The sequence below is a fragment of the uncultured Aquabacterium sp. genome, assembly GCF_913773725.1.
Taxonomy (GTDB): domain Bacteria; phylum Pseudomonadota; class Gammaproteobacteria; order Burkholderiales; family Burkholderiaceae_C; genus Aquabacterium.
Window position 1 is genome coordinate 20,864 of sequence record NZ_CAJYGK010000096.1, and the last position, 16,733, is coordinate 37,596.

The 16,733-nt window shown below is 66.2% G+C and carries 32 protein-coding genes and 2 tRNA genes; 5 read left to right on the top strand and 29 right to left on the bottom strand.

The window, feature by feature from the left end; translation table 11 throughout:
* Positions 1–204: 204 nt before the first annotated feature.
* The 4 genes from QZ709_RS11170 (at position 205) to QZ709_RS11185 (ending at position 2,735) form a co-directional block, all read left to right on the top strand.
* Positions 205–477, top strand: coding sequence for an HU family DNA-binding protein (locus tag QZ709_RS11170; RefSeq protein WP_294637371.1), 273 nt, complete (start codon positions 205–207; stop codon positions 475–477).
* A 30-nt stretch (positions 478–507) separates the two neighbouring features.
* Positions 508–583 (top strand) — tRNA-Val (locus tag QZ709_RS11175).
* Positions 584–670: 87 nt separating this feature from the next.
* A complete protein-coding gene (locus tag QZ709_RS11180) occupies positions 671–2,617 on the top strand; it encodes a SurA N-terminal domain-containing protein (RefSeq protein WP_294637372.1) in 1,947 nt (648 codons plus the stop codon).
* Between the two features lie 42 nt (positions 2,618–2,659).
* Positions 2,660–2,735, top strand: a tRNA-His gene (locus tag QZ709_RS11185).
* 159 nt (positions 2,736–2,894) lie between these two features.
* Here the strand turns inward: QZ709_RS11185 and QZ709_RS11190 are convergent.
* From QZ709_RS11190 to QZ709_RS11315, 26 genes are all read right to left on the bottom strand, one after another.
* Positions 2,895–3,290, bottom strand: coding sequence for a zinc-finger-containing protein (locus QZ709_RS11190; RefSeq protein WP_294637373.1), 396 nt, complete (start codon positions 3,288–3,290; stop codon positions 2,895–2,897).
* A 5-nt stretch (positions 3,291–3,295) separates the two neighbouring features.
* Positions 3,296–4,345, bottom strand: coding sequence for a hypothetical protein (locus QZ709_RS11195; protein WP_294637374.1), 1,050 nt, complete (start codon positions 4,343–4,345; stop codon positions 3,296–3,298).
* A 71-nt stretch (positions 4,346–4,416) separates the two neighbouring features.
* Positions 4,417–4,854 (bottom strand): hypothetical protein, encoded by a 438-nt coding sequence (locus tag QZ709_RS11200; protein WP_294637375.1) that lies wholly within the window; start codon positions 4,852–4,854, stop codon positions 4,417–4,419.
* Positions 4,851–5,240 (bottom strand): hypothetical protein, encoded by a 390-nt coding sequence (locus QZ709_RS11205; RefSeq protein WP_294637376.1) that lies wholly within the window; start codon positions 5,238–5,240, stop codon positions 4,851–4,853. Before QZ709_RS11205 ends, QZ709_RS11200 begins: the two co-directional genes overlap by 4 nt.
* Entirely contained in the window at positions 5,237–5,710 is a 474-nt protein-coding gene (locus QZ709_RS11210; protein WP_294637377.1) for a hypothetical protein, read from the bottom strand. Before QZ709_RS11210 ends, QZ709_RS11205 begins: the two co-directional genes overlap by 4 nt.
* Positions 5,707–5,934 carry a DUF4224 domain-containing protein gene (locus tag QZ709_RS11215; RefSeq protein ID WP_294637378.1) on the bottom strand — a complete coding sequence of 76 codons (228 nt, stop codon included), beginning with the start codon at positions 5,932–5,934 and terminating at the stop codon, positions 5,707–5,709. Before QZ709_RS11215 ends, QZ709_RS11210 begins: the two co-directional genes overlap by 4 nt.
* Complete coding sequence (locus QZ709_RS11220; protein WP_294637379.1) at positions 5,931–6,179, bottom strand: hypothetical protein; 249 nt, start codon at positions 6,177–6,179, stop codon at positions 5,931–5,933. Before QZ709_RS11220 ends, QZ709_RS11215 begins: the two co-directional genes overlap by 4 nt.
* 5 nt (positions 6,180–6,184) lie before the next feature.
* Complete coding sequence (locus QZ709_RS11225) at positions 6,185–6,838, bottom strand: siphovirus Gp157 family protein (RefSeq protein ID WP_294637380.1); 654 nt, start codon at positions 6,836–6,838, stop codon at positions 6,185–6,187.
* A gap of 10 nt (positions 6,839–6,848) precedes the next feature.
* The gene (locus QZ709_RS11230; protein WP_294637381.1) at positions 6,849–7,286 is read right to left on the bottom strand and encodes a hypothetical protein; all 438 of its coding nucleotides are present in this window, start codon (positions 7,284–7,286) and stop codon (positions 6,849–6,851) included.
* 209 nt (positions 7,287–7,495) lie between these two features.
* Positions 7,496–8,185 carry a hypothetical protein gene (locus QZ709_RS11235; protein ID WP_294637382.1) on the bottom strand — a complete coding sequence of 230 codons (690 nt, stop codon included), beginning with the start codon at positions 8,183–8,185 and terminating at the stop codon, positions 7,496–7,498.
* A gap of 72 nt (positions 8,186–8,257) precedes the next feature.
* Positions 8,258–8,422: a hypothetical protein gene (locus tag QZ709_RS11240; protein WP_294637383.1), complete on the bottom strand. Its 165-nt coding sequence runs from the start codon at positions 8,420–8,422 to the stop codon at positions 8,258–8,260.
* Positions 8,419–9,078 carry an ATP-binding protein gene (locus QZ709_RS11245; protein WP_294637384.1) on the bottom strand — a complete coding sequence of 220 codons (660 nt, stop codon included), beginning with the start codon at positions 9,076–9,078 and terminating at the stop codon, positions 8,419–8,421. The genes QZ709_RS11240 and QZ709_RS11245 overlap by 4 nt, the downstream gene beginning before the upstream one ends.
* 4 nt (positions 9,079–9,082) lie before the next feature.
* A complete protein-coding gene (locus tag QZ709_RS11250) occupies positions 9,083–9,226 on the bottom strand; it encodes a hypothetical protein (RefSeq protein WP_294637385.1) in 144 nt (47 codons plus the stop codon).
* A complete protein-coding gene (locus QZ709_RS11255; RefSeq protein ID WP_294637386.1) occupies positions 9,204–9,365 on the bottom strand; it encodes a hypothetical protein in 162 nt (53 codons plus the stop codon). The genes QZ709_RS11250 and QZ709_RS11255 overlap by 23 nt, the downstream gene beginning before the upstream one ends.
* A 61-nt stretch (positions 9,366–9,426) precedes the next feature.
* Positions 9,427–9,813: a hypothetical protein gene (locus QZ709_RS11260; protein ID WP_294637387.1), complete on the bottom strand. Its 387-nt coding sequence runs from the start codon at positions 9,811–9,813 to the stop codon at positions 9,427–9,429.
* 176 nt (positions 9,814–9,989) lie between these two features.
* Positions 9,990–10,604 (bottom strand): hypothetical protein, encoded by a 615-nt coding sequence (locus QZ709_RS11265; RefSeq protein WP_294637388.1) that lies wholly within the window; start codon positions 10,602–10,604, stop codon positions 9,990–9,992.
* A 67-nt stretch (positions 10,605–10,671) separates the two neighbouring features.
* Entirely contained in the window at positions 10,672–11,058 is a 387-nt protein-coding gene (locus tag QZ709_RS11270) for a DUF1064 domain-containing protein (protein WP_294637389.1), read from the bottom strand.
* Positions 11,058–11,363 carry a Ref family recombination enhancement nuclease gene (locus QZ709_RS11275; protein WP_294637390.1) on the bottom strand — a complete coding sequence of 102 codons (306 nt, stop codon included), beginning with the start codon at positions 11,361–11,363 and terminating at the stop codon, positions 11,058–11,060. Before QZ709_RS11275 ends, QZ709_RS11270 begins: the two co-directional genes overlap by 1 nt.
* Positions 11,360–11,584: a hypothetical protein gene (locus QZ709_RS11280; RefSeq protein ID WP_294637391.1), complete on the bottom strand. Its 225-nt coding sequence runs from the start codon at positions 11,582–11,584 to the stop codon at positions 11,360–11,362. Before QZ709_RS11280 ends, QZ709_RS11275 begins: the two co-directional genes overlap by 4 nt.
* Positions 11,584–11,811, bottom strand: coding sequence for a hypothetical protein (locus QZ709_RS11285; protein ID WP_294637392.1), 228 nt, complete (start codon positions 11,809–11,811; stop codon positions 11,584–11,586). The genes QZ709_RS11280 and QZ709_RS11285 overlap by 1 nt, the downstream gene beginning before the upstream one ends.
* Before the next feature lie 4 nt (positions 11,812–11,815).
* Positions 11,816–12,307, bottom strand: a complete 492-nt coding sequence (locus QZ709_RS11290; RefSeq protein ID WP_294637394.1) for a hypothetical protein — start codon at positions 12,305–12,307, stop codon at positions 11,816–11,818.
* 4 nt (positions 12,308–12,311) lie between these two features.
* Positions 12,312–12,599: a hypothetical protein gene (locus QZ709_RS11295; protein ID WP_294637396.1), complete on the bottom strand. Its 288-nt coding sequence runs from the start codon at positions 12,597–12,599 to the stop codon at positions 12,312–12,314.
* Positions 12,599–13,003, bottom strand: coding sequence for a hypothetical protein (locus tag QZ709_RS11300; protein ID WP_294637397.1), 405 nt, complete (start codon positions 13,001–13,003; stop codon positions 12,599–12,601). Before QZ709_RS11300 ends, QZ709_RS11295 begins: the two co-directional genes overlap by 1 nt.
* A 26-nt stretch (positions 13,004–13,029) precedes the next feature.
* Positions 13,030–13,632, bottom strand: coding sequence for a hypothetical protein (locus QZ709_RS11305; RefSeq protein ID WP_294637398.1), 603 nt, complete (start codon positions 13,630–13,632; stop codon positions 13,030–13,032).
* The gene (locus QZ709_RS11310; protein WP_294637399.1) at positions 13,598–14,380 is read right to left on the bottom strand and encodes a helix-turn-helix domain-containing protein; all 783 of its coding nucleotides are present in this window, start codon (positions 14,378–14,380) and stop codon (positions 13,598–13,600) included. Before QZ709_RS11310 ends, QZ709_RS11305 begins: the two co-directional genes overlap by 35 nt.
* On the bottom strand, positions 14,377–14,748 hold the full coding sequence (locus QZ709_RS11315) for a hypothetical protein (protein ID WP_294637401.1): 372 nt from the start codon (positions 14,746–14,748) through the stop codon (positions 14,377–14,379). The genes QZ709_RS11310 and QZ709_RS11315 overlap by 4 nt, the downstream gene beginning before the upstream one ends.
* Before the next feature lie 361 nt (positions 14,749–15,109).
* On the opposite strand from QZ709_RS11315, the gene QZ709_RS11320 reads away from it, so the two are divergent.
* The gene (locus QZ709_RS11320) at positions 15,110–15,568 is read left to right on the top strand and encodes a hypothetical protein (protein WP_294637403.1); all 459 of its coding nucleotides are present in this window, start codon (positions 15,110–15,112) and stop codon (positions 15,566–15,568) included.
* Positions 15,569–15,948: 380 nt separating this feature from the next.
* Here QZ709_RS11320 and QZ709_RS11325 read toward each other — a convergent pair whose 3' ends face one another.
* The 3 genes from QZ709_RS11325 to QZ709_RS11335 form a co-directional block, all read right to left on the bottom strand.
* On the bottom strand, positions 15,949–16,152 hold the full coding sequence (locus tag QZ709_RS11325; protein ID WP_294637404.1) for a hypothetical protein: 204 nt from the start codon (positions 16,150–16,152) through the stop codon (positions 15,949–15,951).
* 65 nt (positions 16,153–16,217) lie between these two features.
* Positions 16,218–16,550, bottom strand: a complete 333-nt coding sequence (locus QZ709_RS11330; protein WP_294637405.1) for a hypothetical protein — start codon at positions 16,548–16,550, stop codon at positions 16,218–16,220.
* Complete coding sequence (locus QZ709_RS11335) at positions 16,547–16,729, bottom strand: hypothetical protein (protein WP_294637406.1); 183 nt, start codon at positions 16,727–16,729, stop codon at positions 16,547–16,549. Before QZ709_RS11335 ends, QZ709_RS11330 begins: the two co-directional genes overlap by 4 nt.
* Positions 16,730–16,733: the final 4 nt, after the last annotated feature.

A 16,733-nucleotide genomic window follows, 5' to 3' on the forward strand; every position in this document is an offset into this window, starting at 1 on the left:
TTTGTTCGGGGTCAATACCCGCTGTCAAGCGAACTTCTCCGTGTGGGGCCAGCGCTGTGCGCGCAGGGTCGCGGACATAGAATCTCCGACGCCGGCGCGTTCACCGGCCCTGGGCCGGAGGCCCACCTCCGCTGGCCGGTGCGGTGTTGCGTCCCTGGCCCTTGTGTGCAGTCATGCCCATGCATCTGGAGTAGGGGAGCATCCGTGAACAAGTCCGAGTTGATCGAGCACATCGCCGAACAGGCCGACATTTCCAAGGCGGCCGCTGGCCGGGCCCTGGAGGCCGTGATCGCCGGCGTGTGCAGTTCGCTGAAAAAAGGCCACGCCGTGACGCTGGTCGGTTTCGGCACCTTCAGCGTCAGCACGCGCGCAGCCCGCGAGGGGCGCAACCCCCGCACGGGCGACGCCATCAAGATCAAGAAGGCCCGCATCCCGAAATTCCGCCCGGGCAAGGCCCTCAAAGACCATCTGAATTAATCGGCTAGACTACGGCCTCCACAGTTCATCGGGTGCTTAGCTCAGTTGGTAGAGCGGCGCCCTTACAAGGCGTAGGTCGGGGGTTCGAACCCCTCAGCACCCACCACCGATGGGCATCAGAAGGCGAACCTCGGTTCGCCTTTGTGTTGTCTGCGACCCTGCGACCCGACTGGCGCTCGGCCAGTCCTCCGCCATGTTCGATTTCGTTCGCAATAACACCCGCATCCTGCAACTCCTGCTTCTGGTGCTGATCCTGCCGTCCTTCGTGGTATTCGGCATTCAGGGCTATTCGCAGTTCACCGACCAGGCCGATACCGTTGCCAAGGTGGGCAGCCAGAAGGTGCCCCAGGCCGAGTGGGACAACGCCCACCGCAACCTGGTGGAGCGTGAGCGCCAGCGCCGTCCCGACGCCGATGTGCGCCTGTTCGACACGCCTGAATTCAAGCGTCAGTCGCTTGAAAGCCTGGTGCGCCAGTACGTGCTGGCTGCCGCGGCGCAGGACCAGCACCTGACCGCTGCCGACGCGCGGGTTCAGCGCCTGTTTGCCAGCGATCCGCAGTTCGCTCAGCTGCGCAACCCCGATGGCACGTTGAACAAGGCGCTGCTGGAGGCGCGGGGCATGACCGCGAACCAGTTTGCGGCCCTGCTCCGTCAGGAATTGACCCTCAGCCAGGTGCTCTCCGGCGTGCAGATGACCGGCCAGACCTCGAAGGTGTCGAACCGCAACGCCGTGGACGCCCTGTTCCAGGTCCGTGAAGTGCAGTGGATGAAGTTCGAGCCCAAGGCCTACGCCGCCGGCCTGACCCCGACTGCCGAGCAACTGCAGGCCTTCTACAAGGACCCCGCCAACAGCGGCTGGCTGATGTCGCCTGAAAAGGCCGACGTCCAGTACGTTGTGCTGGATCTGGACAGCCTGAAGTCCCAGGTGTCGGTCAGCGAGGAAGAGCTGCGCAAGTCCTACAAGGAAAACGCCAACCGCTTCACCACGCCGGAAGAACGCCGCGCCAGCCACATCCTGATCGGTTTCGATGCCCAGGCCACCGCCGACCAGAAGAAGGCCGCGCGGGCCAAGGCCGAGGCCATCCTGGCACAGGTGCGCAAGAACCCGGCGTCGTTCGCCGAGGTGGCCAAGGCCCAGTCGACCGACGAAGGCTCGGCCGTGAATGGTGGTGACCTCGACTATTTCGGCCGTGGCGCCATGGTCAAGCCCTTTGACGAAGCGGTGTTCAAGCTGAAGAACGGCGAGATCAGCGACGTGGTGGAAAGCGAATTTGGCTTTCACATCATCAAGCTGACCGACGTGCGCGGTGGCCAGTCCCAGCCGTTCGAGGCGGTGCGGGCCCAGCTGGAAGACGAAGCCCGCAAGCAACTGGCGCAGCGCCTGTATGCCGAGGCGGCCGAGAAGTTCTCGAACGGGGTGTACGAGCAGTCCGACTCGCTCAAGCCGGTGGCCGACGAGTTGAAGCTGACGGTCCAGTCCATGTCCGACGTGCTGCGTGTGCCGGGCACCCGCGACCAGGGCGTGCTGTCCAACCCCCGTCTGTTGCAGGCGCTGTTCGATCCGGTCAACCGCGGCAAGGGACGCAACACCGAAGCGGTGGAAGTGGGCCCGAGCAAGCTCGTGTCTGCCCGCGTGGTGAAGTACAGCCCCGCGGCCATGCAGCCGTTTGACCAGGTTCAGCCGCTGCTGCGCGAGCGCTGGATTGCGGCCGAGTCCCGCAAGGCGGCCCGCGACGACGCCAACCGCAAGCTGGCGGCCTGGAGCAAGGCACCCGACCAGGCCCAGATGCCCGCGCCGGTCCAGATGTCGCGCCGTACCGTGTTCAACCAGCCGCCGGCGGTGCTGGATGCCGCGCTCCGCGTGCCGGCGTCCCAGCTGCCCGCCTGGAAGGTGGTCGACCTGGGGGCGGACGGTATGGCGCTGCTGAAGGTGACGAAGGCGATCCAGCCTGAGGTGTCTCCGCAGGAACTGCAGGAAACCGAAGCGCAGTTCGGTAGCTACTGGGGCCGCGCCGAGGCCGACGCCTACTACCAGGCCCTCAAGCGCAAGTACAAGGTGGAGTACATGCACGAGGGCAAGAAGGTGATGGATGGCAACAACAAGGCCGCCACGCAACAAAAAACCGACAGCCCCTCGTGATGACGCGATAAAACGCGATATACTCTAAGTCTTCGCTCAACGGTGGCTGTAGCTCAGTTGGTAGAGTCCCAGATTGTGATTCTGGTTGTCGTGGGTTCGAGTCCCATCAGCCACCCCACCGAATCAACGACTTACGCGATTCGTTAAGGATCGAGAAGGTCTGAAAATTTCCCAAGTTTCCCAGCTTGGGAAAGCCAGTGAACGATAGTGAGCTGGTAGCCGAGAAAGCAGAAAGCCCCCGCGCCTCACGGCCGGGGGCTTTTTTGTCGTTTGGGGCTCAGGCTTGCGCCGAGATCCGCCGGATCAGCCGGTAGACCTGGCGCGCTTCCTCGATGCTGCGCAGGCTGGCCGTGTGGTACTTCCAGCCTAGCTCGGCGCTGATTGCCGCGTAGATCGCCCGGCGCGACATGCGCCCGCTCTGCCAGATCGGATCGAGCAGGGCGTGGATGTGCCGGCGGGCCTCTTTCAGCTCTGGCGTCGGGATGCAGCCCAGCGGCCTGGTTCGGTCTGCCGTCTTGTGGTGGCAGCCAACGAAGCCGCCGCAGGCATCGTGCCGCCAGAAGGGCAGGGCATGCAGGTCGGGCCGGTGCGGGTAGACCTCGCGGCCCGTGGTGAGCCTGGCGCTCACCTTGTCCTGACAGGCGCAACAGTAGATCAGGCGCGTGGCGCTCATGGCCATCACGCCAGCGGGCTGACCTCGACGGTCTTGCGCCGATCGTAGACCTTGCGCATGGTGGCCTCGTTGCGGTGCGTGTTCGGGTCGCGGTCCTGATCGAGCATCCGGCTGACGTAGAAGGCCCGCAGGTCGTGTGCGGTGAAGTGCTGGCCACCGGCTTTCATCCAGGCTTTCATGAGCTTGTTCCAGGTGCACTTGAACCCCTGATCGGTGTAGGGCGCACGGCCGCCGCGCACCGGGAACAGGTAGCGGCTCTCGACCGGGCGGATGCGTTTGACTTCCTCCAGGATCTGACGCAGCAGGGGCGACCACAGCACCAGGTAGTTGCGGTCAGCCTCGTAATACTTGGTCTTGGCGTCGCGGGTGTCGATGCCCTCCGGCGTGAGCGCGTCGGCATCCAGGCGCAGCAGCTCGGCGCGGCGCCGGCCCGAGATCGCCACGGTTGCCCCGATCAGGGCGGCCATGTAAAGAGCCGTGCTCTGGTTCTTGGCAAACTGCATGAAAGCGTTGAACTCGACCAGGCCCACCTCGCGGTTGCGTGGCTTCTCGCGGTTGCGCTTGACGCCGTGGCAGGGGTTGGACTCCACCATGCCCTCGCGCATGCCGTAGTTGAACGCGCCCGACAGCGCGGCCATTTCCCGGTTGCCGCTCGTCGGCTGCCCCTTGACGCCCGCGCCGGGGTTGCCCTTGCGCCTGGCGGCCAGGTACTGAGCCGCGTGCATCGGGCGGAAGTCGGCGGCCCGCATGTCGCCAAACACAGGGATGACGTGCCGCTCCAGGCAGCCGCTGTATTCCTCGATGGTGCGCTGGCCCAGGGCGTTGCTGTCGCCCTCCAGGCGCATCTGCCTCTGCTCGGCGATGAACCCTCGGCACATGGCCCGGATCGTGTCGTCGCGCTCACTGGTGCCGCGCAGCTCGGCGAGCTTTTTGCGGGCCTCATCGAGCTGGCGGCCCAGGGCGATGGTCTGCCCGTCAATCTTGGTGAAGTAGGACGTGACCCGGGCGCCCACGCGGGCATACAGGCCGTCCTCGATGGTGGTGTAGGTTGTCATGCTGCTCTCCGGTCGTTTTGCCGGCGATTCTGTTGGGCGCCCATGGTGGGCGCCACTGTTGGGCCCGCTGTTCAGGTCAGGCGCTCAAGGCGCTCGATGCCCGACAGGTCGAAGCCCTCGGCCTTGGCCCTGTCCCACAGTGCCGGCGGCAGGACCAGGGCCGGCTGGCTGACTTCGTTGACCGCACACAGGCTGGCCCAGGCTGCCGGCGTGATCGGGGCGTGTTCCTCCAGCCACGCGGGGCTGTTCACGTCGGCGCTGTCCACGGGGCGGCCGTCGATGCGCGCCAGCACTTCCTCGACCATGGCGGCCTGTCGGATGACGCCGGGGGCTGTCTTGGTCATCACCCGCAGGGCGATCGCGCAGAAGGTTTCGACGTGGGCCAGGGCGTCGGCCTCGCCCACCATGGCGCGGATCTGCGCCAGCGCGGCCGTCAGATCCCGCCGGATCTCGCTCACGTCGGTGAGCTGGGTTGCGCGGCCCAGGTTGCGCTTGGTCTTGCGGCTCATCGACGGCTCTCCCACGCTTCGGCCGCCGCCCGCCTGGCCAGCTCCACCTTGTTGTGCGCCGTTGCCTGGTCGGGTGCATGCCGGATGTGCTCGGCGGTGAGCTTGCGCACATCAATCAGCGCATCGGCTTCGCTCAGGCCGGCCAGGCCGCCCATGTGCGCGATGGCAGCCACATGGGCCAGGCGCTCGGCAAGGGCCAGGGCCAGGGGTGGCGACTGTTCCTCGGTTTCGCCCAGCGCGCAGTCGATGGCACGGCGCAGCTCGCGCAGCGCGGCCTCGCCACAGACCGTCATGGCCGCGCCGAACGACAGCACGGACAGGTGCATGCCGCCGGGGCTGGCCAGCGCGGCCTGCGTGTCGGACAGGGGAAATGCGGCCTTGCTCATGCTGCCCGCGCCTCCGGGTGATGTGCTGCGCCAGTCAGTGCGCGCTCCAACTCGGCCACGCGGGACAGGGCGGCATCCAGACGCTGCTGCAGATCCTTGGCCAGCTCACGGTAGTGCAGCATGCCCTCGATCACGGTGGCCTTGTCGGCGTCCTGTTCCTCGATGGCGTTGCGCATGTAGGCAGCCAGGTCCAGCACCTCCTGATAGGCGTCCACCAGGCTCTTGCGGCCGTTGTTCGGCTGCAGCGGCGTGCCGTAGCGTGCGCGGCCGAGCTTGTCCCGGGCCTGCATGTCCTTGACCACCAGATCCCAGGTGGCCGGGCCGTCGCTGGCCAGCGGCGCCGGCTGTTGCACGGTGGCAGGGCTGGCCTGCTGCTCCACGTAGTCGGCCAACTCGCGCAGGTCGTCGGCGAAGCCTTCCAGGGCTGTCCTGGCGGCCAGTTTGCGGATGCGGTTTGCGACTTCAATCATGGTGCGGTAACTCCAATGGCCTCCCAGCGGGGGCCTGCAGGTTCTTTCTTCCTCTTGGCGGCCGATGTGACGCCCTCGACCCTGGCGCGCACGACCCGGGGGTGGCCGGTGCGGCTGACGGTGTAGGGGATCCTGTCGGCCTTGAGCTTTTCGATCTGGCGCGACTTCTGCCGGAACCCGGTCAGGTCGATGATCTCCTGTTCGGTCAGCAGAAAGTCGCTCATGCGGCGCGCTCCATCAGCGGGTTCCAGCGCCCGTCGGCGAAGCGGCGCAACTGGCTGCGCCTCTTGGCCGCGGCCCGGAAGTCCGACGGCGTGGCCGACATGAAAATGTTGGCCACCAGGCCCTGCTGGTTGCGGCAGCGCAGCTTGATGTGATCGCCCTTGGTCAGCCCGGCCTCCAGGATCTCCACCCCTTCGGCCTCGGCCATCCTGCGGGCATCACGCATCACGGATGACTTGATGCCCATGTCGATCACCGTACGGTCAGACGGTAGCTGGTCGGCTCCAGGCGGGCGCCCGGGATGCTGTCGTGCGCCTCGCCCTCCGGCTTGGCCAGGTTGGCCTGGGCCACGGTCTTGAGGTCGGACAGCACGGCCTTCTTGTCCACCTTCACCTCGCTGTCGAATGACTGCAGGCCCAGCACCTCGGGGTTGGCGTCCAGGATCTTGTGCACCTTCTCGGCCAGGCCCACGCTGCCCGACAGCGTGACGGTTTCGGTCTTGTAGAAGGCCGGCAGCAGGTCGGCGTTGACGATCTGGCTGGCCGGCGGGTTCTTGGTCAGGTTGACCGTGAAGCGGCGCGTGACCAGCGGCAGCTTGATGCCGGTGCGCTGCAGGGCGATCTGCACGTAGGTGTGCAGGTTCTCGACCTTGTTGGCCAGGGTCTTGGCCGATTTGGTCAGGCGCTCGGCCTCGGCCTTGCGGGCGTTGGCCATGGCCTCCAGGTTGGCCGCATAGGCCAGCACGGCGTCGATCTTGTCGGCCAGATCGCCCTGCATGCCTTCCAGCGTGTCGAAGACGACTTCGGGTGGCACGTCGGCATCACCCAGGATGGCCAGGCCCTCCAGATAATCGTCGGCCAGCGCGTGCAGGGTCTGCGTGGTGGCCGGGTTGGTGTTGGTGCTCATGGTGCGGCCCTCAGAACTTCTTTCCGCCTTCTGCCAGGCGGGCCTCGGGCTTGTGGTCGGCGCGGGTGGCGTTGAATTCCAGCTTCTCGGCGATGGCGCCGGCCACATCCAGGCCCAGGCCGCCGGCCATGTCGAAGATGCGGATAACGGCATCGGCCAGCTCGACCTCCAGCATGGAGCGGTGCGGCAGCTTGTCGTCCGCCAGGCCCTTGCGATGGCCCTCCATGCCCTCGCTGATTTCGCTGTGCACCAGGCACAGCAGCTCGCCCACGTTGCGCTTGGCGGGCTCACCGGGGTTCGTGGTCAGGTCGGCGCCACTGCCCAGGTCGTGCCACCAGCCGCAGGCGTAGGCCAGGCCGTGACACTGGTTTTGCAGGACTTCGGCGGCGTGCTTGACGCGGGCCGTGTGCAGGACGAATTGGCTGGGGAATGCCAGAACGGTGCTCATGGGATCTCCGGTTGTGGCGCCCGGCTCGGGGCCGGGCTGTTGTCATTGGCTGTTGCGCTGTTCGCGCTTGAATCGGGCTTCGTGCTGGGGGCTGCCTGTCACGTCCAAGCACGGCGCCCAATCTGGGTCGTACGCTGCGCCCGGCGGTAGCCTGTCCACCTCAAAGAGCGAATCGCTCTCGGGGTGGTACATCAGGCGGCGCCCCGGGGTCAGAAAGGGATGTCGTCATCCATGTCGTCAAAGCCGCTCGGCGCACGGCCCGACTGTTGGCGCGGGGCCTGGCCGCCGCCGTTGCCGCCGTTGCCGCCGCCGCTGTAGCCGCCGCCGTTGCGCGGCGCCGGGCGGTCGCCGGCCAGCTTGTCCTTGAGGGTGGCCACCAGCTTGGCCAGCGCCTCGGGCTTGGCGATGCGGTCCAGGATCTCCTTGGCCATCAGGTTGGTGCCGGCCTGGAAGACGGTGAACAGCACCATGCGCGACTTCTTGTCGCCTCCGTTGTTGGGCCAGTATTCCTCGCGCTGCAGCACCACGCCCACGCGCTTGCCCATCAGGGCCGGCAGCAGCTCGGCGGCGCGCTGGACCTCCTGACCCACCTTGCTGTCCCACACCTTGACGGTGCCCTGCGCGCTGTCCATGCTGCGCAGTTGCAGGCAGGCCATCAGGGCGTGCAGCACCTTCATGCCGCGCAGCTCCTGGCCCTCGCTGTTGGTGGTCCACAGCGTCAGATACCCGGCGCGGCTGCCGTCGTCGCCGACGAAATCGAACTCCACGCCCTGCGTGCCGCTGTCGGATGTGACCAGCTCGGCGCGGGTGAAGGTGCCCACGTAGGCGCCGGATTGGACGATGCGGGCGGGGGCGTCAGCCTTGCGGGCGGCTTCGGCGTTCAGTGCAAAAGTGACCATGTGAAACTCCGGTTGTTGAGGTGCCTGTTACGTTGTGGATCACGGCCGGGGCAGGCTCCCGGCATTGGGGAATCAGGGTTTCAAGGTGGCAAGCCGCAGGGCTTCAGTCCAGGCGCACCCGGTCTGTTGCTGGATGCGCTTGGCCTCTGCGATCTCGGCCTGGATGCGCAGGTCAAGCTCCTTCCTCTGCGCATCCATGCGTGGCGCGGCCAGGCAGGCGTGGGCCATGGCGCTCATGCTGCAGCCTCCATGCGGGCACCGATGCTGTAGTAGTCGCAGATGGCGGCATCGACGGCAGCCAGGTCGTTTTCGATGAGCTGTTCCGAGAACAGTCCCATGGGCGACTTCACCGTGTCGGTGCCGCTGTTGACGGTGGCGAAGTAGTAATGGCCATCCGACACGCGGGTGCGCAGCACGATGGTGAAAAGCCCCTCGGGGGTGATCTTCTCGTCCAGCAGCTTGCCGATGGTCTTGACGCGGGTGTTGCCCAGGTCGTCGGTCTGCGTGTGCGCCAGGATGTAGACGCGGCGATCGGGGGCCAGGTCGTTGGCTGCCATCAGCAGATCCCAGGCGTGGCGGCCGATCTCGGTGAACTTGTCGAAGCCCTTTTCACCGCTGCGGCGCATGAACTCGTTGGCCAGGATGTACTGCCAGTCATCGAGGATCACGATTTCGTGCGGCGACTGGCGCATGGCGCGCTCGATGAACACCGGGTCATCGCTGGTGATGAGGTTGCCGCCAGTCTTCGCGCTCCAGGGGCGCCAGCCGGCCGAACGGAAGGGCAGGGGCTTGCGCACGGCTTGAATCAGCAGGCAGCGCGCAGGGCTCAGGTTGCGCAGGCTGGTGGTCTTGCCGGTGCCGGACTCGCCCAGGATCAGGGTCGCAATGCTCATGGTCTTAGCTCCAGAGAGTGGGGGCGGCCACGGCCACCAGGGCCAGGCCAGCGGCGCCGGACAGCAGGCCGGCAGGCGTGAACAGGTCGATGTGGGCCACGCGGCGCTTGGCGCGGTACGGGCCTTCAAGCGTGATCGGGGCAGGCATCGGGGCTCACCTTCTTGATGGTCAGGAACTGCGCGCCGTCGTTGTCGAATGCCGAGTCGATGGCGGCGTTGAGGTTTTCGGCCGGGACAAAGCGGGTGATCCGCTCCGCCTTGGCGTTGATGAACGTCAGGCGGAACATGGATCAGCCCCCCCGGCTATTGTTCGCAATGCGCGGATTCTGATAGCGGGGCGCCATGGTGTTACGCCTCCTGCTCGGCGTAGTCGTCGGCGTACCGCTGCGCCATGTAGCCGATGGCCTCGCGCAGCTTGGCCAGGGCGCCGGCCTCATCGCCGCGCAGCAGCAGGGACATGGCCTGCACCACCTCCACGGCCTCGGCGGGCGGGGCTTCGTGCTGGTAGATCACTTCGGCCAGGGTGGCCTTGCCGCTGCGCTCCCAGGGCGCAGCAATGGGCGCCTCCGGGTGCAGCTTCAACTCGCGCAGGAAGGACGCTTCTGCGCGCTCGGCGATGCGATCGAATCGCTCATCGCGGGCGTCGCCTTCCTCTTGGGCGGCAAGGTAGGCAGAATCGTCGCCGGGGCACGGCGTCGATCTTCTCCAGGCAAGGGGGGTTGCTGTGTTCAGCATGGGAATCTCCGGTTGTTTCACAGTGCGGCGCGGGGCTTATGCCCTCATCTGCCACAGGTCAAATTTTCCCAGCCTGACCAAAGCAATGCAACTGTTTTGCTAGCAATGTTGGGTAAATTGTTGCATTCTTGCAACTGCACAAAAATGCAGCAGGTCAGGCCAGGAAAGGGGGGGTGTCAGACCTGAGCAGCCACTCCGGTGGACACGAACAGGTGCGACAGCGTGCGCTCGATGCCGGCAATGCGGCCGTCGATCTCGCGGCCGATCTCGGCTGCCAGGCGCTCGACCGTGCGCGGCGCCACGCCGAACTCGTCGGCTATGCCGGCCAGGGTGCGCCGGTTGGCGCGGCCCAGGTCAAGGTGGCGGCGGGCTACCTCGCGGCCCAGGTCGCGGTTGCGCGCCATCAGGCAGACCTCGCGCACCACGGCGCGCACGCCAGCGCCTCGCATGGGGCCTTCGGCGAACAGCGCCAGGACCAGCGACAGCTCGGCGGGCTGCAGCCGGCGCTCGGCGGTCTGCCGGATCCAGGCGGCTTGCGCCACGCGCTCCTGCACGGTCAGCCCGTCCAGGGTCGAAGCACGGCGCGGCGGCGGCGGCCCGTACTGCGGCGACTTGCAGAACGTGGCGTCCTCCATCTGCCAGGCCCAGCGCAGCGCGGCCTTCACTGTTGGGAACAGGGGCGGCTCGTCCGCGGCTGTTCCTCGTAGCTGCGGCAGCGGCGCCCGTGCCGGTTGCCCAGGTCGCATGCCTTGCGGCCCCAGGCCGTGATCTCGTTCTTGCAGCCCTTGCATGTGCGTTCCTCTTTCTTCATCAGGATGACCATGGGATCTCGGAAGGATTGGTGACGGCCCCACATGGTCAGAATTCCTCCACAGCCCAGCCGCCGCCGGCCTTCTTGGCTTGCTTGGTGACGGCACAGAAGCGCACCGGGTACATGCCGGCGGCCACCTTGATCTTCACGCGGGCGTCGTCCTGCCAGTGCCCCTTGACTTCGTGTGCCTCCAGTTGGCCGCTGGACAGCATCACAGCGAAGTCGGGGGTGTAGAACGTGCCGTCGGCCAGCCGGTACTTGATGCCCTCGAAGGCGTACCAGGCCACGCGGCCGGCGTTGCGCTCGGCCTCCAGGTGCTCGCAGTAGGCGGCTTCGGTCTTGTTCATCTGGCCCGGCTTGAGCCGGCCCAGGGCGCGGATGTTGTCGGGCAGGCCGCTGCGGCGATAGGCGCCCGTTGCTTTGGTCAGGGACATTACAGCTTGTCCTCCAGGTGCAGTGTTTTGGCGATCTGTTCGATGGTCTTGGCCAGCAGCTCCAGCTCGCTGCCCCACATGAGGCAGAACAGCTCGCGGTCGGCATGCAGGCCGGTGGCGCCCCGGTGGTGTTCGGGGCACAGGGGGATGGTCAGCGTGTCGGGTGCGCGCTGTGCGCCGCCCTGGCCGGTGCGGATGTGGTGCACTTCTGCCGGCGTGCCGGGTTGGCCGGCCAGCATGCAGACGATGCAGCCGACGGCCGCAACGCGGCCCAGCCAGCGCCCGATGTGGTCGGCCCGGCTCATGCACCAGCCTCCGGGTCGGACGGCAGCACGTAGGCGGGCGCGGCCGGCTGCGGCTTGGATTCGGCCACCACGGCCAGGATGGGGCCTCGGGCCACGCGGCGCAGCATCAGCGCAGCGTCGCCGCGCAGGCGCTCGATCTGGTCGTGATCGACGCCAACGGCCTCCAGCATGGCCAGGCCCGCCCCCTTGCCCGACTTGCGGGCGTACAGGCGAAGGTCCATCACGCGGGCACCCCCTGCTGCGCGGCGCGGCGCAGGTTGGCCACCGCGCCCTGCAGCTCGCGCACGGTTGCGTCAGGCTTGGCCAGGATCTTGGCGGCGGCGGTGTTGACGGCCTGCCAGGCGCGCACGGCCTGGATCGAGCCGTTGGCCACGTGGCGCGGCACCTTGTGGACCAGCGCGGCCAGCTCGGCGCGCAGGCTTTCCTTGGTCTGTTGGTCTTCCTTCATGGCATCAGGCGGTGACGGGTTGACGGTCGGCCATCCATTCGCGGTACATGGCCATCAGGCGGCGGAACAGCTCGGCGGCGTGCGCGCTGCTGTCCAGCTCGGCGCGGCTGTCGATCTCGCAGAAGCCCCGCAGGAACTGCGCGGCGCGCTCGCGGCGCTGCAGGTCGTCGCCGAGATCCACGCCAGTGCGGTGGGCCACGAAGTCCTGGAAGTCGCGGCTGTTGCACACCAGCGCGGCCGACTTGGCCAGCGGGCCACCCTCGGCCTTGGGCTGTTCGCCCGATGCCGACACGGGGCGGTCCTGTTCGTCCAGCAGGACCAGCACGGCCATGAAACGCTGGCCGGCCGTGTTGCCCTTCTTGACGGTCATGTGACGGAAGGGCTCAAGCGCCTGGCTGTCGGGCAGCCAGAAGGTCACCTTGGCGCCTCCGGTGTGGGTTTCGTTCCAGCCGGCCAGCATCAGCTCGCCCTGGTACGCGGTCGGGATGTTGCTCATGTGTTCATGCCTCCATGGCCAGGACGGCTTCCACGTCCAGGCTCGGGTCGGGTTCTGCGGGTGGCGGCAGGCGGCGACCTTCGCGCACGTAGCGGGCGAATGCGTCGCATGCCTTGGCGTAGCGGGCGCAGTGCGCCCGTGCGGTGCAGCCCTCACATGGCGCGGGCGGCAAGGCCGCAAAGCGCGCCAGCAGTTGCCGCAGCTCGCTGGGCGTGGGCTCGACGTGCGATGCCTTGACGCTCACGAAGTGCTGCAACCGGGTGATGGCGTTGCCGGTTCCCATGTCGCGCATCACTGCACTCCCGGGACATAGCGCCACAGCTTCGTGGGCCGGCCGTGCGCGTCAGGCGCCTGGCTGGTGACGTGCTCGCCAGTCCACTCGATGACGTGGCGCGAAGCCATGCGGCGGGTCAGGGCGCCCCAGCCGTTTTGATGGGGAGGCATGGGCAGCTCGCTGGCGACCGCGTGGGCCTTGAACTGTTCCATGGTGAAGGTGTCCACCTCGATGCACTCGGCCTGCAGCCAGGCTTTCAGGTGGGGCTCGATGCCGGCCAGCCAGTCGGCACATGTGTGCTCGACACGGGCGATGCCGTTGAGCTTGAGCTGCTGCCCCATGCGCGGGTTCTTGCGCGGGATCAGGGCGCTCATGTCGCGCTCGGGGGCGCGAAGGGTCGTGGTGTTGTTGTAGTGGTTCACGATCTACTCCGGTTGTTTTGTGCTGGTCAGTCGGCTGCCAGCGTTTTGCTCACGTTCCACTTCTTCATCAGCCCGGCCAGTTGCTTGCGCACGTGATCGGGCATGTGCCGTCGCTCGGGCGGCGGCAGGTAGGCGGCCGGTGGATCTGGTACGGCCTCCCATTCGGTCTTGTCCATCTGCTTGGCCAGGATGCGCACCCACTTCGACTTGGCTGCAGGCCAGTCGCTGTGCGTCAGGTTGTAGGTGCCGAAGTCCACGGCCGCCCAATAGATCGCCGGGTGGCTCCAGGCGAAGGCCACGCCGCGCTCGCGCTGGCGGATGCCGTCCAGGGCCTCGTAGAAGGCGGCTTCCGCCTCGATGGGCGGGCGGCACAGGGCCGCGAACTCCGGCAGCGTGGGGGGCCACACGCGGGTGCGGCACGCATCCATGCCTCGGCGGATCTCGTCCGGGGTGAAGCCGGCCAGCTCGGCGGCCCACTCGGCCGTCAGCTTGTCTTGAGGCACGCCCTGCCACATGTCGGCGAACTTGGCGCCGTAGCGGGCGTGCAGCTTGCCCAGGATGGCCACCACAGTCTCGGTCTTGAGCCGGGTGGCGTCACTGGAGCGGGGTTGCCACAACGTCAATGACATCGGTTGCTCCTTGGAAGAAGGGCGCACGGTCAGCCGGCGCGGGCGTACCGTGCAGGAAGGTGGAGAAGGCGGCGCGGTGCAGCGTCTTCGTCGGCGCGTTCACGCGATGGCTGGCCGGGTTGGTCTTGACCTCGCGGTGGGCCTTGGACAGCCAGTTGTTGAGAAAGCGCAGGTAGTCCTCTTTCTCGCGCTTGGGGTTCGACAGCAGCCAGCACTCGGCCCGGCTGATCTCGGCTGCCACGTTCAAACCGTCGAAGGTCACAAGCCACTTGGCCATGGCGGCGTCGGGGATGCCCTCGATTCGCCCGGTAGCCCGGTTGAAAGTCGGCGCGGGCGCGCTCTCTTTCTTCTTCTTCTTAGATGACGGTTCTATGATGGTTTGGGTGCAATGGGTTGCACCCCCTTGTGCTGCGTTTTGCACCCCCGCAGAATCTGCACCCCCCGCAGCTTTTGCACCCCCAATGCCAGCGGCCGGGCGGCAGCGCAGCGCGTCGAGCTGCAGGACGTAGGTGTTGCAGCCCTTGGGGCCAGTGCCGCGCTCAATGGCCAGCTCTCCGAAGCTGACCAGCTCCGACAGGGCGTATTGCGTCGTGCGCTCACTGACGCGGGCCTTGGTGGCCAGGGTTCCAACGGCGGGGAAGGCACGGCCCTCGTCGTCCGCGAAGTCGGCGATGGCAAGCGCCACCAACAGGGTGGAGCCGGCTGCCTTGCTGAACTTCCAGACCAGGGAAGTCGCATAGACGCTCATGCTGCAAGTGCCTCCGATTCTTCGCGCAGGGCGTGCGGCAGGCCAGCGGCTCGGCGGCGCTCCTGATCGGCGATGAATTCGGGGGAGGGTTGCAGCGCCCCTTTGCCGGTGCGGCTGGGAGGCACGTCGCCCAGGCGCTCCATGAGGTAAACGAGATCGGGCGCCCACCCCGGTGTGACCTTGGCGGCTGCCTCCACGATGCGTTTGGCCAGTCGATAACCGATCGGAGCATTGCTGTACGCAATGTTCTGGATGTGCCGGTAGCTGGTCTTCGCTTCTTGCGCCATGTTCTTCACGTTCTCCGTTCCTACGTGGTGCATCCAGGCGCGCAGGCCCAGGGTACCCACATTGCTGGTTTTTTGGTGCATTTACTTCTCCGGTTGTTTTGGTTGCCCCTTGTCGGGGTCGTTCTTAGCTAGTGAAATGCTATCAATAAGCAAGGTTTGCCGCAATTTTTACCGCGTGTTGTCCTCCGACTTAGAGGGGTGGTTGATGGGGTGTCGAACGGTCGTTCACCCGTGGTGGCGGATCACCGCTTCGACGACTGGGGGCCGGTGTGTGGCCTATGTCACAAATTTCTAGTTGCAAGTAGATTGATTGCAGTGCTATCTTTGTGCATGCAATTAACGCCGCGTGTAACCGGCGCGGCGAGGTTGCCTAACTGCTCGTTCAACCCGGACGGGTGCTGTGTTTCCAAGAATCAGAAGACGACAGGGGAGTGAGAGAACAATGGATATTCGCCAGATTCGACTTGCCAATTACCGCGACCTGCTGGTTGCGTTCGCCAACAGCCCGGAAGAAGCCGGGGCCTCGGACTACGGGCGCCTGAAACGCTTTGCGACCAAGGCCGGTGTCAGTGACCGGATGCTTTCGCACATCAACAACGGCCGGGGGAACCTCGGCAGCGACCTGTGCCGTCGCATGGAGCAGGGCCTGGGTCTGCCATCCGGTTGGATGGACCAGATGCACGGGCTTGGAGATTCGGCTGGCGTGTCTGACGAGGAACAGAGCTTCTTGGAGCTGGCCCTGCAGATGTTTCGGGCAAACCCGTTGAGGGCCACCAAGCTGATGGCGGATCTGGCCTTGTCGTTAAATAGCGAGCGCGATTCGCACAGTGCTTCCGCAGCAATAGCAAAGGACGGCCAGGAATCAAACGGCCGCGGAGTCCACGGATTCACGGGTCGCTGATACTGCTAGTGCAGAACTAGCAATGCTTGTCACACTGCCGGTTCTGTGCTAGATTTCCGGCACCATCGGGTGATTGCACCTGACGGGTGTCTTGTTGTCATGTCTTCGCCAGTCGCCTTCACGGGTGGCTGGCTTTTTTTCTGCGCCGACGCGGAGCCATGGGCTTATCCGGGGGTTGTTGCAAAGTCCGCTGATCGGCGCAGAAAAAAAGCCCCGGCGAAAGATCGACCGGGGCAAAGTGGTGAGCCGGGACGCATCCCGGTTCGTCACTCTGCCCCAGCACAACCGGAGAGAAGGCTGGGCAGTGGCCGGACAGCCGGCCAGCGTGACGCCACGGGCGGGGATTTTCTCCCATGCTGGCGCCAGGCTGTTGCGTGCCGTCACTTCGCGGCCACCATGCGCACGTACTGGCTGGCGGCGCATTCGCCTGCTGCGCGCAGGCGGTGGCGGCTGATGAAGGTGTCCGCCGCGATCACCAGCGTGGCCAGGCGGGCCGGGTCGGGCAGGTCGTCGTGGTCGTGTCGTCGCATCCATGCGCGGAATTTGTCCTTGAGTCGAATGGGGATCGGGTTGCTGCGGTTCATGTCGTGGTTCCTCCCTGGTTTGTTCGGGTCGGGTCAAAGGTTCAGGTGGTGGCGGGCGGTGGCGGTCATGCTGTCTTGGCCTCGGCTGCTGCGATGGCGCACAGGTGCGCGGTGGCGTCGTGCTCGGCGTCCTGCTGCTCCATGATGGCCACCATGTTGTCGATGGCCTTCTGGATGCGCTCGATCTCCTTGTGGGCCAGGGCGATGGCTTGCATGAACTCATGCCCCTTGCCCTCGGCGCACCAGTCGGCGCCATCCTTGGTGCACGTGACAATCTCGCCGAACGTGATCCCACCAAGGGTGTTTGTGTGCGGCCGGTGGTAGGTCACGCCATTGGGGATGCGGTAGGTGCGCGCCAGGCGCTGCTGCAGGGTGGTCTTCGGTGCTTGAACAGTCATCGTTGTGTCCTTTCGTCAGTAGATGGCGCAGGGTTCTCCGGTTGTGTGGGTGCTTTGGTGCACTGGTGGCACATGCAGCGCATGCCGGCCAGCTTCTGCTTGGTGCCGGCGCGGTACGCCTCATCGGCCACGCGCTTGCTGATTCGGTTTTCGGTGTAGAGGCGCAGGAAGGTGCGCATGTCG

Coding starts and splice junctions, on each gene's coding strand:
- QZ709_RS11180 (WP_294637372.1), top strand. CDS start 671: ATGTTCGATTTCGTTCGCAATAACACCCGCATCCTGCAACTCCTGCTT.
- QZ709_RS11190 (WP_294637373.1), bottom strand. CDS start 3,290: ATGAGCGCCACGCGCCTGATCTACTGTTGCGCCTGTCAGGACAAGGTG.
- QZ709_RS11195 (WP_294637374.1), bottom strand. CDS start 4,345: ATGACAACCTACACCACCATCGAGGACGGCCTGTATGCCCGCGTGGGC.
- QZ709_RS11200 (WP_294637375.1), bottom strand. CDS start 4,854: ATGAGCCGCAAGACCAAGCGCAACCTGGGCCGCGCAACCCAGCTCACC.
- QZ709_RS11205 (WP_294637376.1), bottom strand. CDS start 5,240: ATGAGCAAGGCCGCATTTCCCCTGTCCGACACGCAGGCCGCGCTGGCC.
- QZ709_RS11210 (WP_294637377.1), bottom strand. CDS start 5,710: ATGATTGAAGTCGCAAACCGCATCCGCAAACTGGCCGCCAGGACAGCC.
- QZ709_RS11215 (WP_294637378.1), bottom strand. CDS start 5,934: ATGAGCGACTTTCTGCTGACCGAACAGGAGATCATCGACCTGACCGGG.
- QZ709_RS11220 (WP_294637379.1), bottom strand. CDS start 6,179: ATGGGCATCAAGTCATCCGTGATGCGTGATGCCCGCAGGATGGCCGAG.
- QZ709_RS11225 (WP_294637380.1), bottom strand. CDS start 6,838: ATGAGCACCAACACCAACCCGGCCACCACGCAGACCCTGCACGCGCTG.
- QZ709_RS11230 (WP_294637381.1), bottom strand. CDS start 7,286: ATGAGCACCGTTCTGGCATTCCCCAGCCAATTCGTCCTGCACACGGCC.
- QZ709_RS11235 (WP_294637382.1), bottom strand. CDS start 8,185: ATGGTCACTTTTGCACTGAACGCCGAAGCCGCCCGCAAGGCTGACGCC.
- QZ709_RS11240 (WP_294637383.1), bottom strand. CDS start 8,422: ATGAGCGCCATGGCCCACGCCTGCCTGGCCGCGCCACGCATGGATGCG.
- QZ709_RS11245 (WP_294637384.1), bottom strand. CDS start 9,078: ATGAGCATTGCGACCCTGATCCTGGGCGAGTCCGGCACCGGCAAGACC.
- QZ709_RS11250 (WP_294637385.1), bottom strand. CDS start 9,226: ATGCCTGCCCCGATCACGCTTGAAGGCCCGTACCGCGCCAAGCGCCGC.
- QZ709_RS11255 (WP_294637386.1), bottom strand. CDS start 9,365: ATGTTCCGCCTGACGTTCATCAACGCCAAGGCGGAGCGGATCACCCGC.
- QZ709_RS11260 (WP_294637387.1), bottom strand. CDS start 9,813: ATGCTGAACACAGCAACCCCCCTTGCCTGGAGAAGATCGACGCCGTGC.
- QZ709_RS11265 (WP_294637388.1), bottom strand. CDS start 10,604: ATGCAAGGGCTGCAAGAACGAGATCACGGCCTGGGGCCGCAAGGCATG.
- QZ709_RS11270 (WP_294637389.1), bottom strand. CDS start 11,058: ATGTCCCTGACCAAAGCAACGGGCGCCTATCGCCGCAGCGGCCTGCCC.
- QZ709_RS11275 (WP_294637390.1), bottom strand. CDS start 11,363: ATGAGCCGGGCCGACCACATCGGGCGCTGGCTGGGCCGCGTTGCGGCC.
- QZ709_RS11280 (WP_294637391.1), bottom strand. CDS start 11,584: ATGGACCTTCGCCTGTACGCCCGCAAGTCGGGCAAGGGGGCGGGCCTG.
- QZ709_RS11285 (WP_294637392.1), bottom strand. CDS start 11,811: ATGAAGGAAGACCAACAGACCAAGGAAAGCCTGCGCGCCGAGCTGGCC.
- QZ709_RS11290 (WP_294637394.1), bottom strand. CDS start 12,307: ATGAGCAACATCCCGACCGCGTACCAGGGCGAGCTGATGCTGGCCGGC.
- QZ709_RS11295 (WP_294637396.1), bottom strand. CDS start 12,599: ATGCGCGACATGGGAACCGGCAACGCCATCACCCGGTTGCAGCACTTC.
- QZ709_RS11305 (WP_294637398.1), bottom strand. CDS start 13,632: ATGTCATTGACGTTGTGGCAACCCCGCTCCAGTGACGCCACCCGGCTC.
- QZ709_RS11310 (WP_294637399.1), bottom strand. CDS start 14,380: ATGAGCGTCTATGCGACTTCCCTGGTCTGGAAGTTCAGCAAGGCAGCC.
- QZ709_RS11315 (WP_294637401.1), bottom strand. CDS start 14,748: ATGCACCAAAAAACCAGCAATGTGGGTACCCTGGGCCTGCGCGCCTGG.
- QZ709_RS11320 (WP_294637403.1), top strand. CDS start 15,110: ATGGATATTCGCCAGATTCGACTTGCCAATTACCGCGACCTGCTGGTT.
- QZ709_RS11325 (WP_294637404.1), bottom strand. CDS start 16,152: ATGAACCGCAGCAACCCGATCCCCATTCGACTCAAGGACAAATTCCGC.
- QZ709_RS11330 (WP_294637405.1), bottom strand. CDS start 16,550: ATGACTGTTCAAGCACCGAAGACCACCCTGCAGCAGCGCCTGGCGCGC.
- QZ709_RS11335 (WP_294637406.1), bottom strand. CDS start 16,729: ATGCGCACCTTCCTGCGCCTCTACACCGAAAACCGAATCAGCAAGCGC.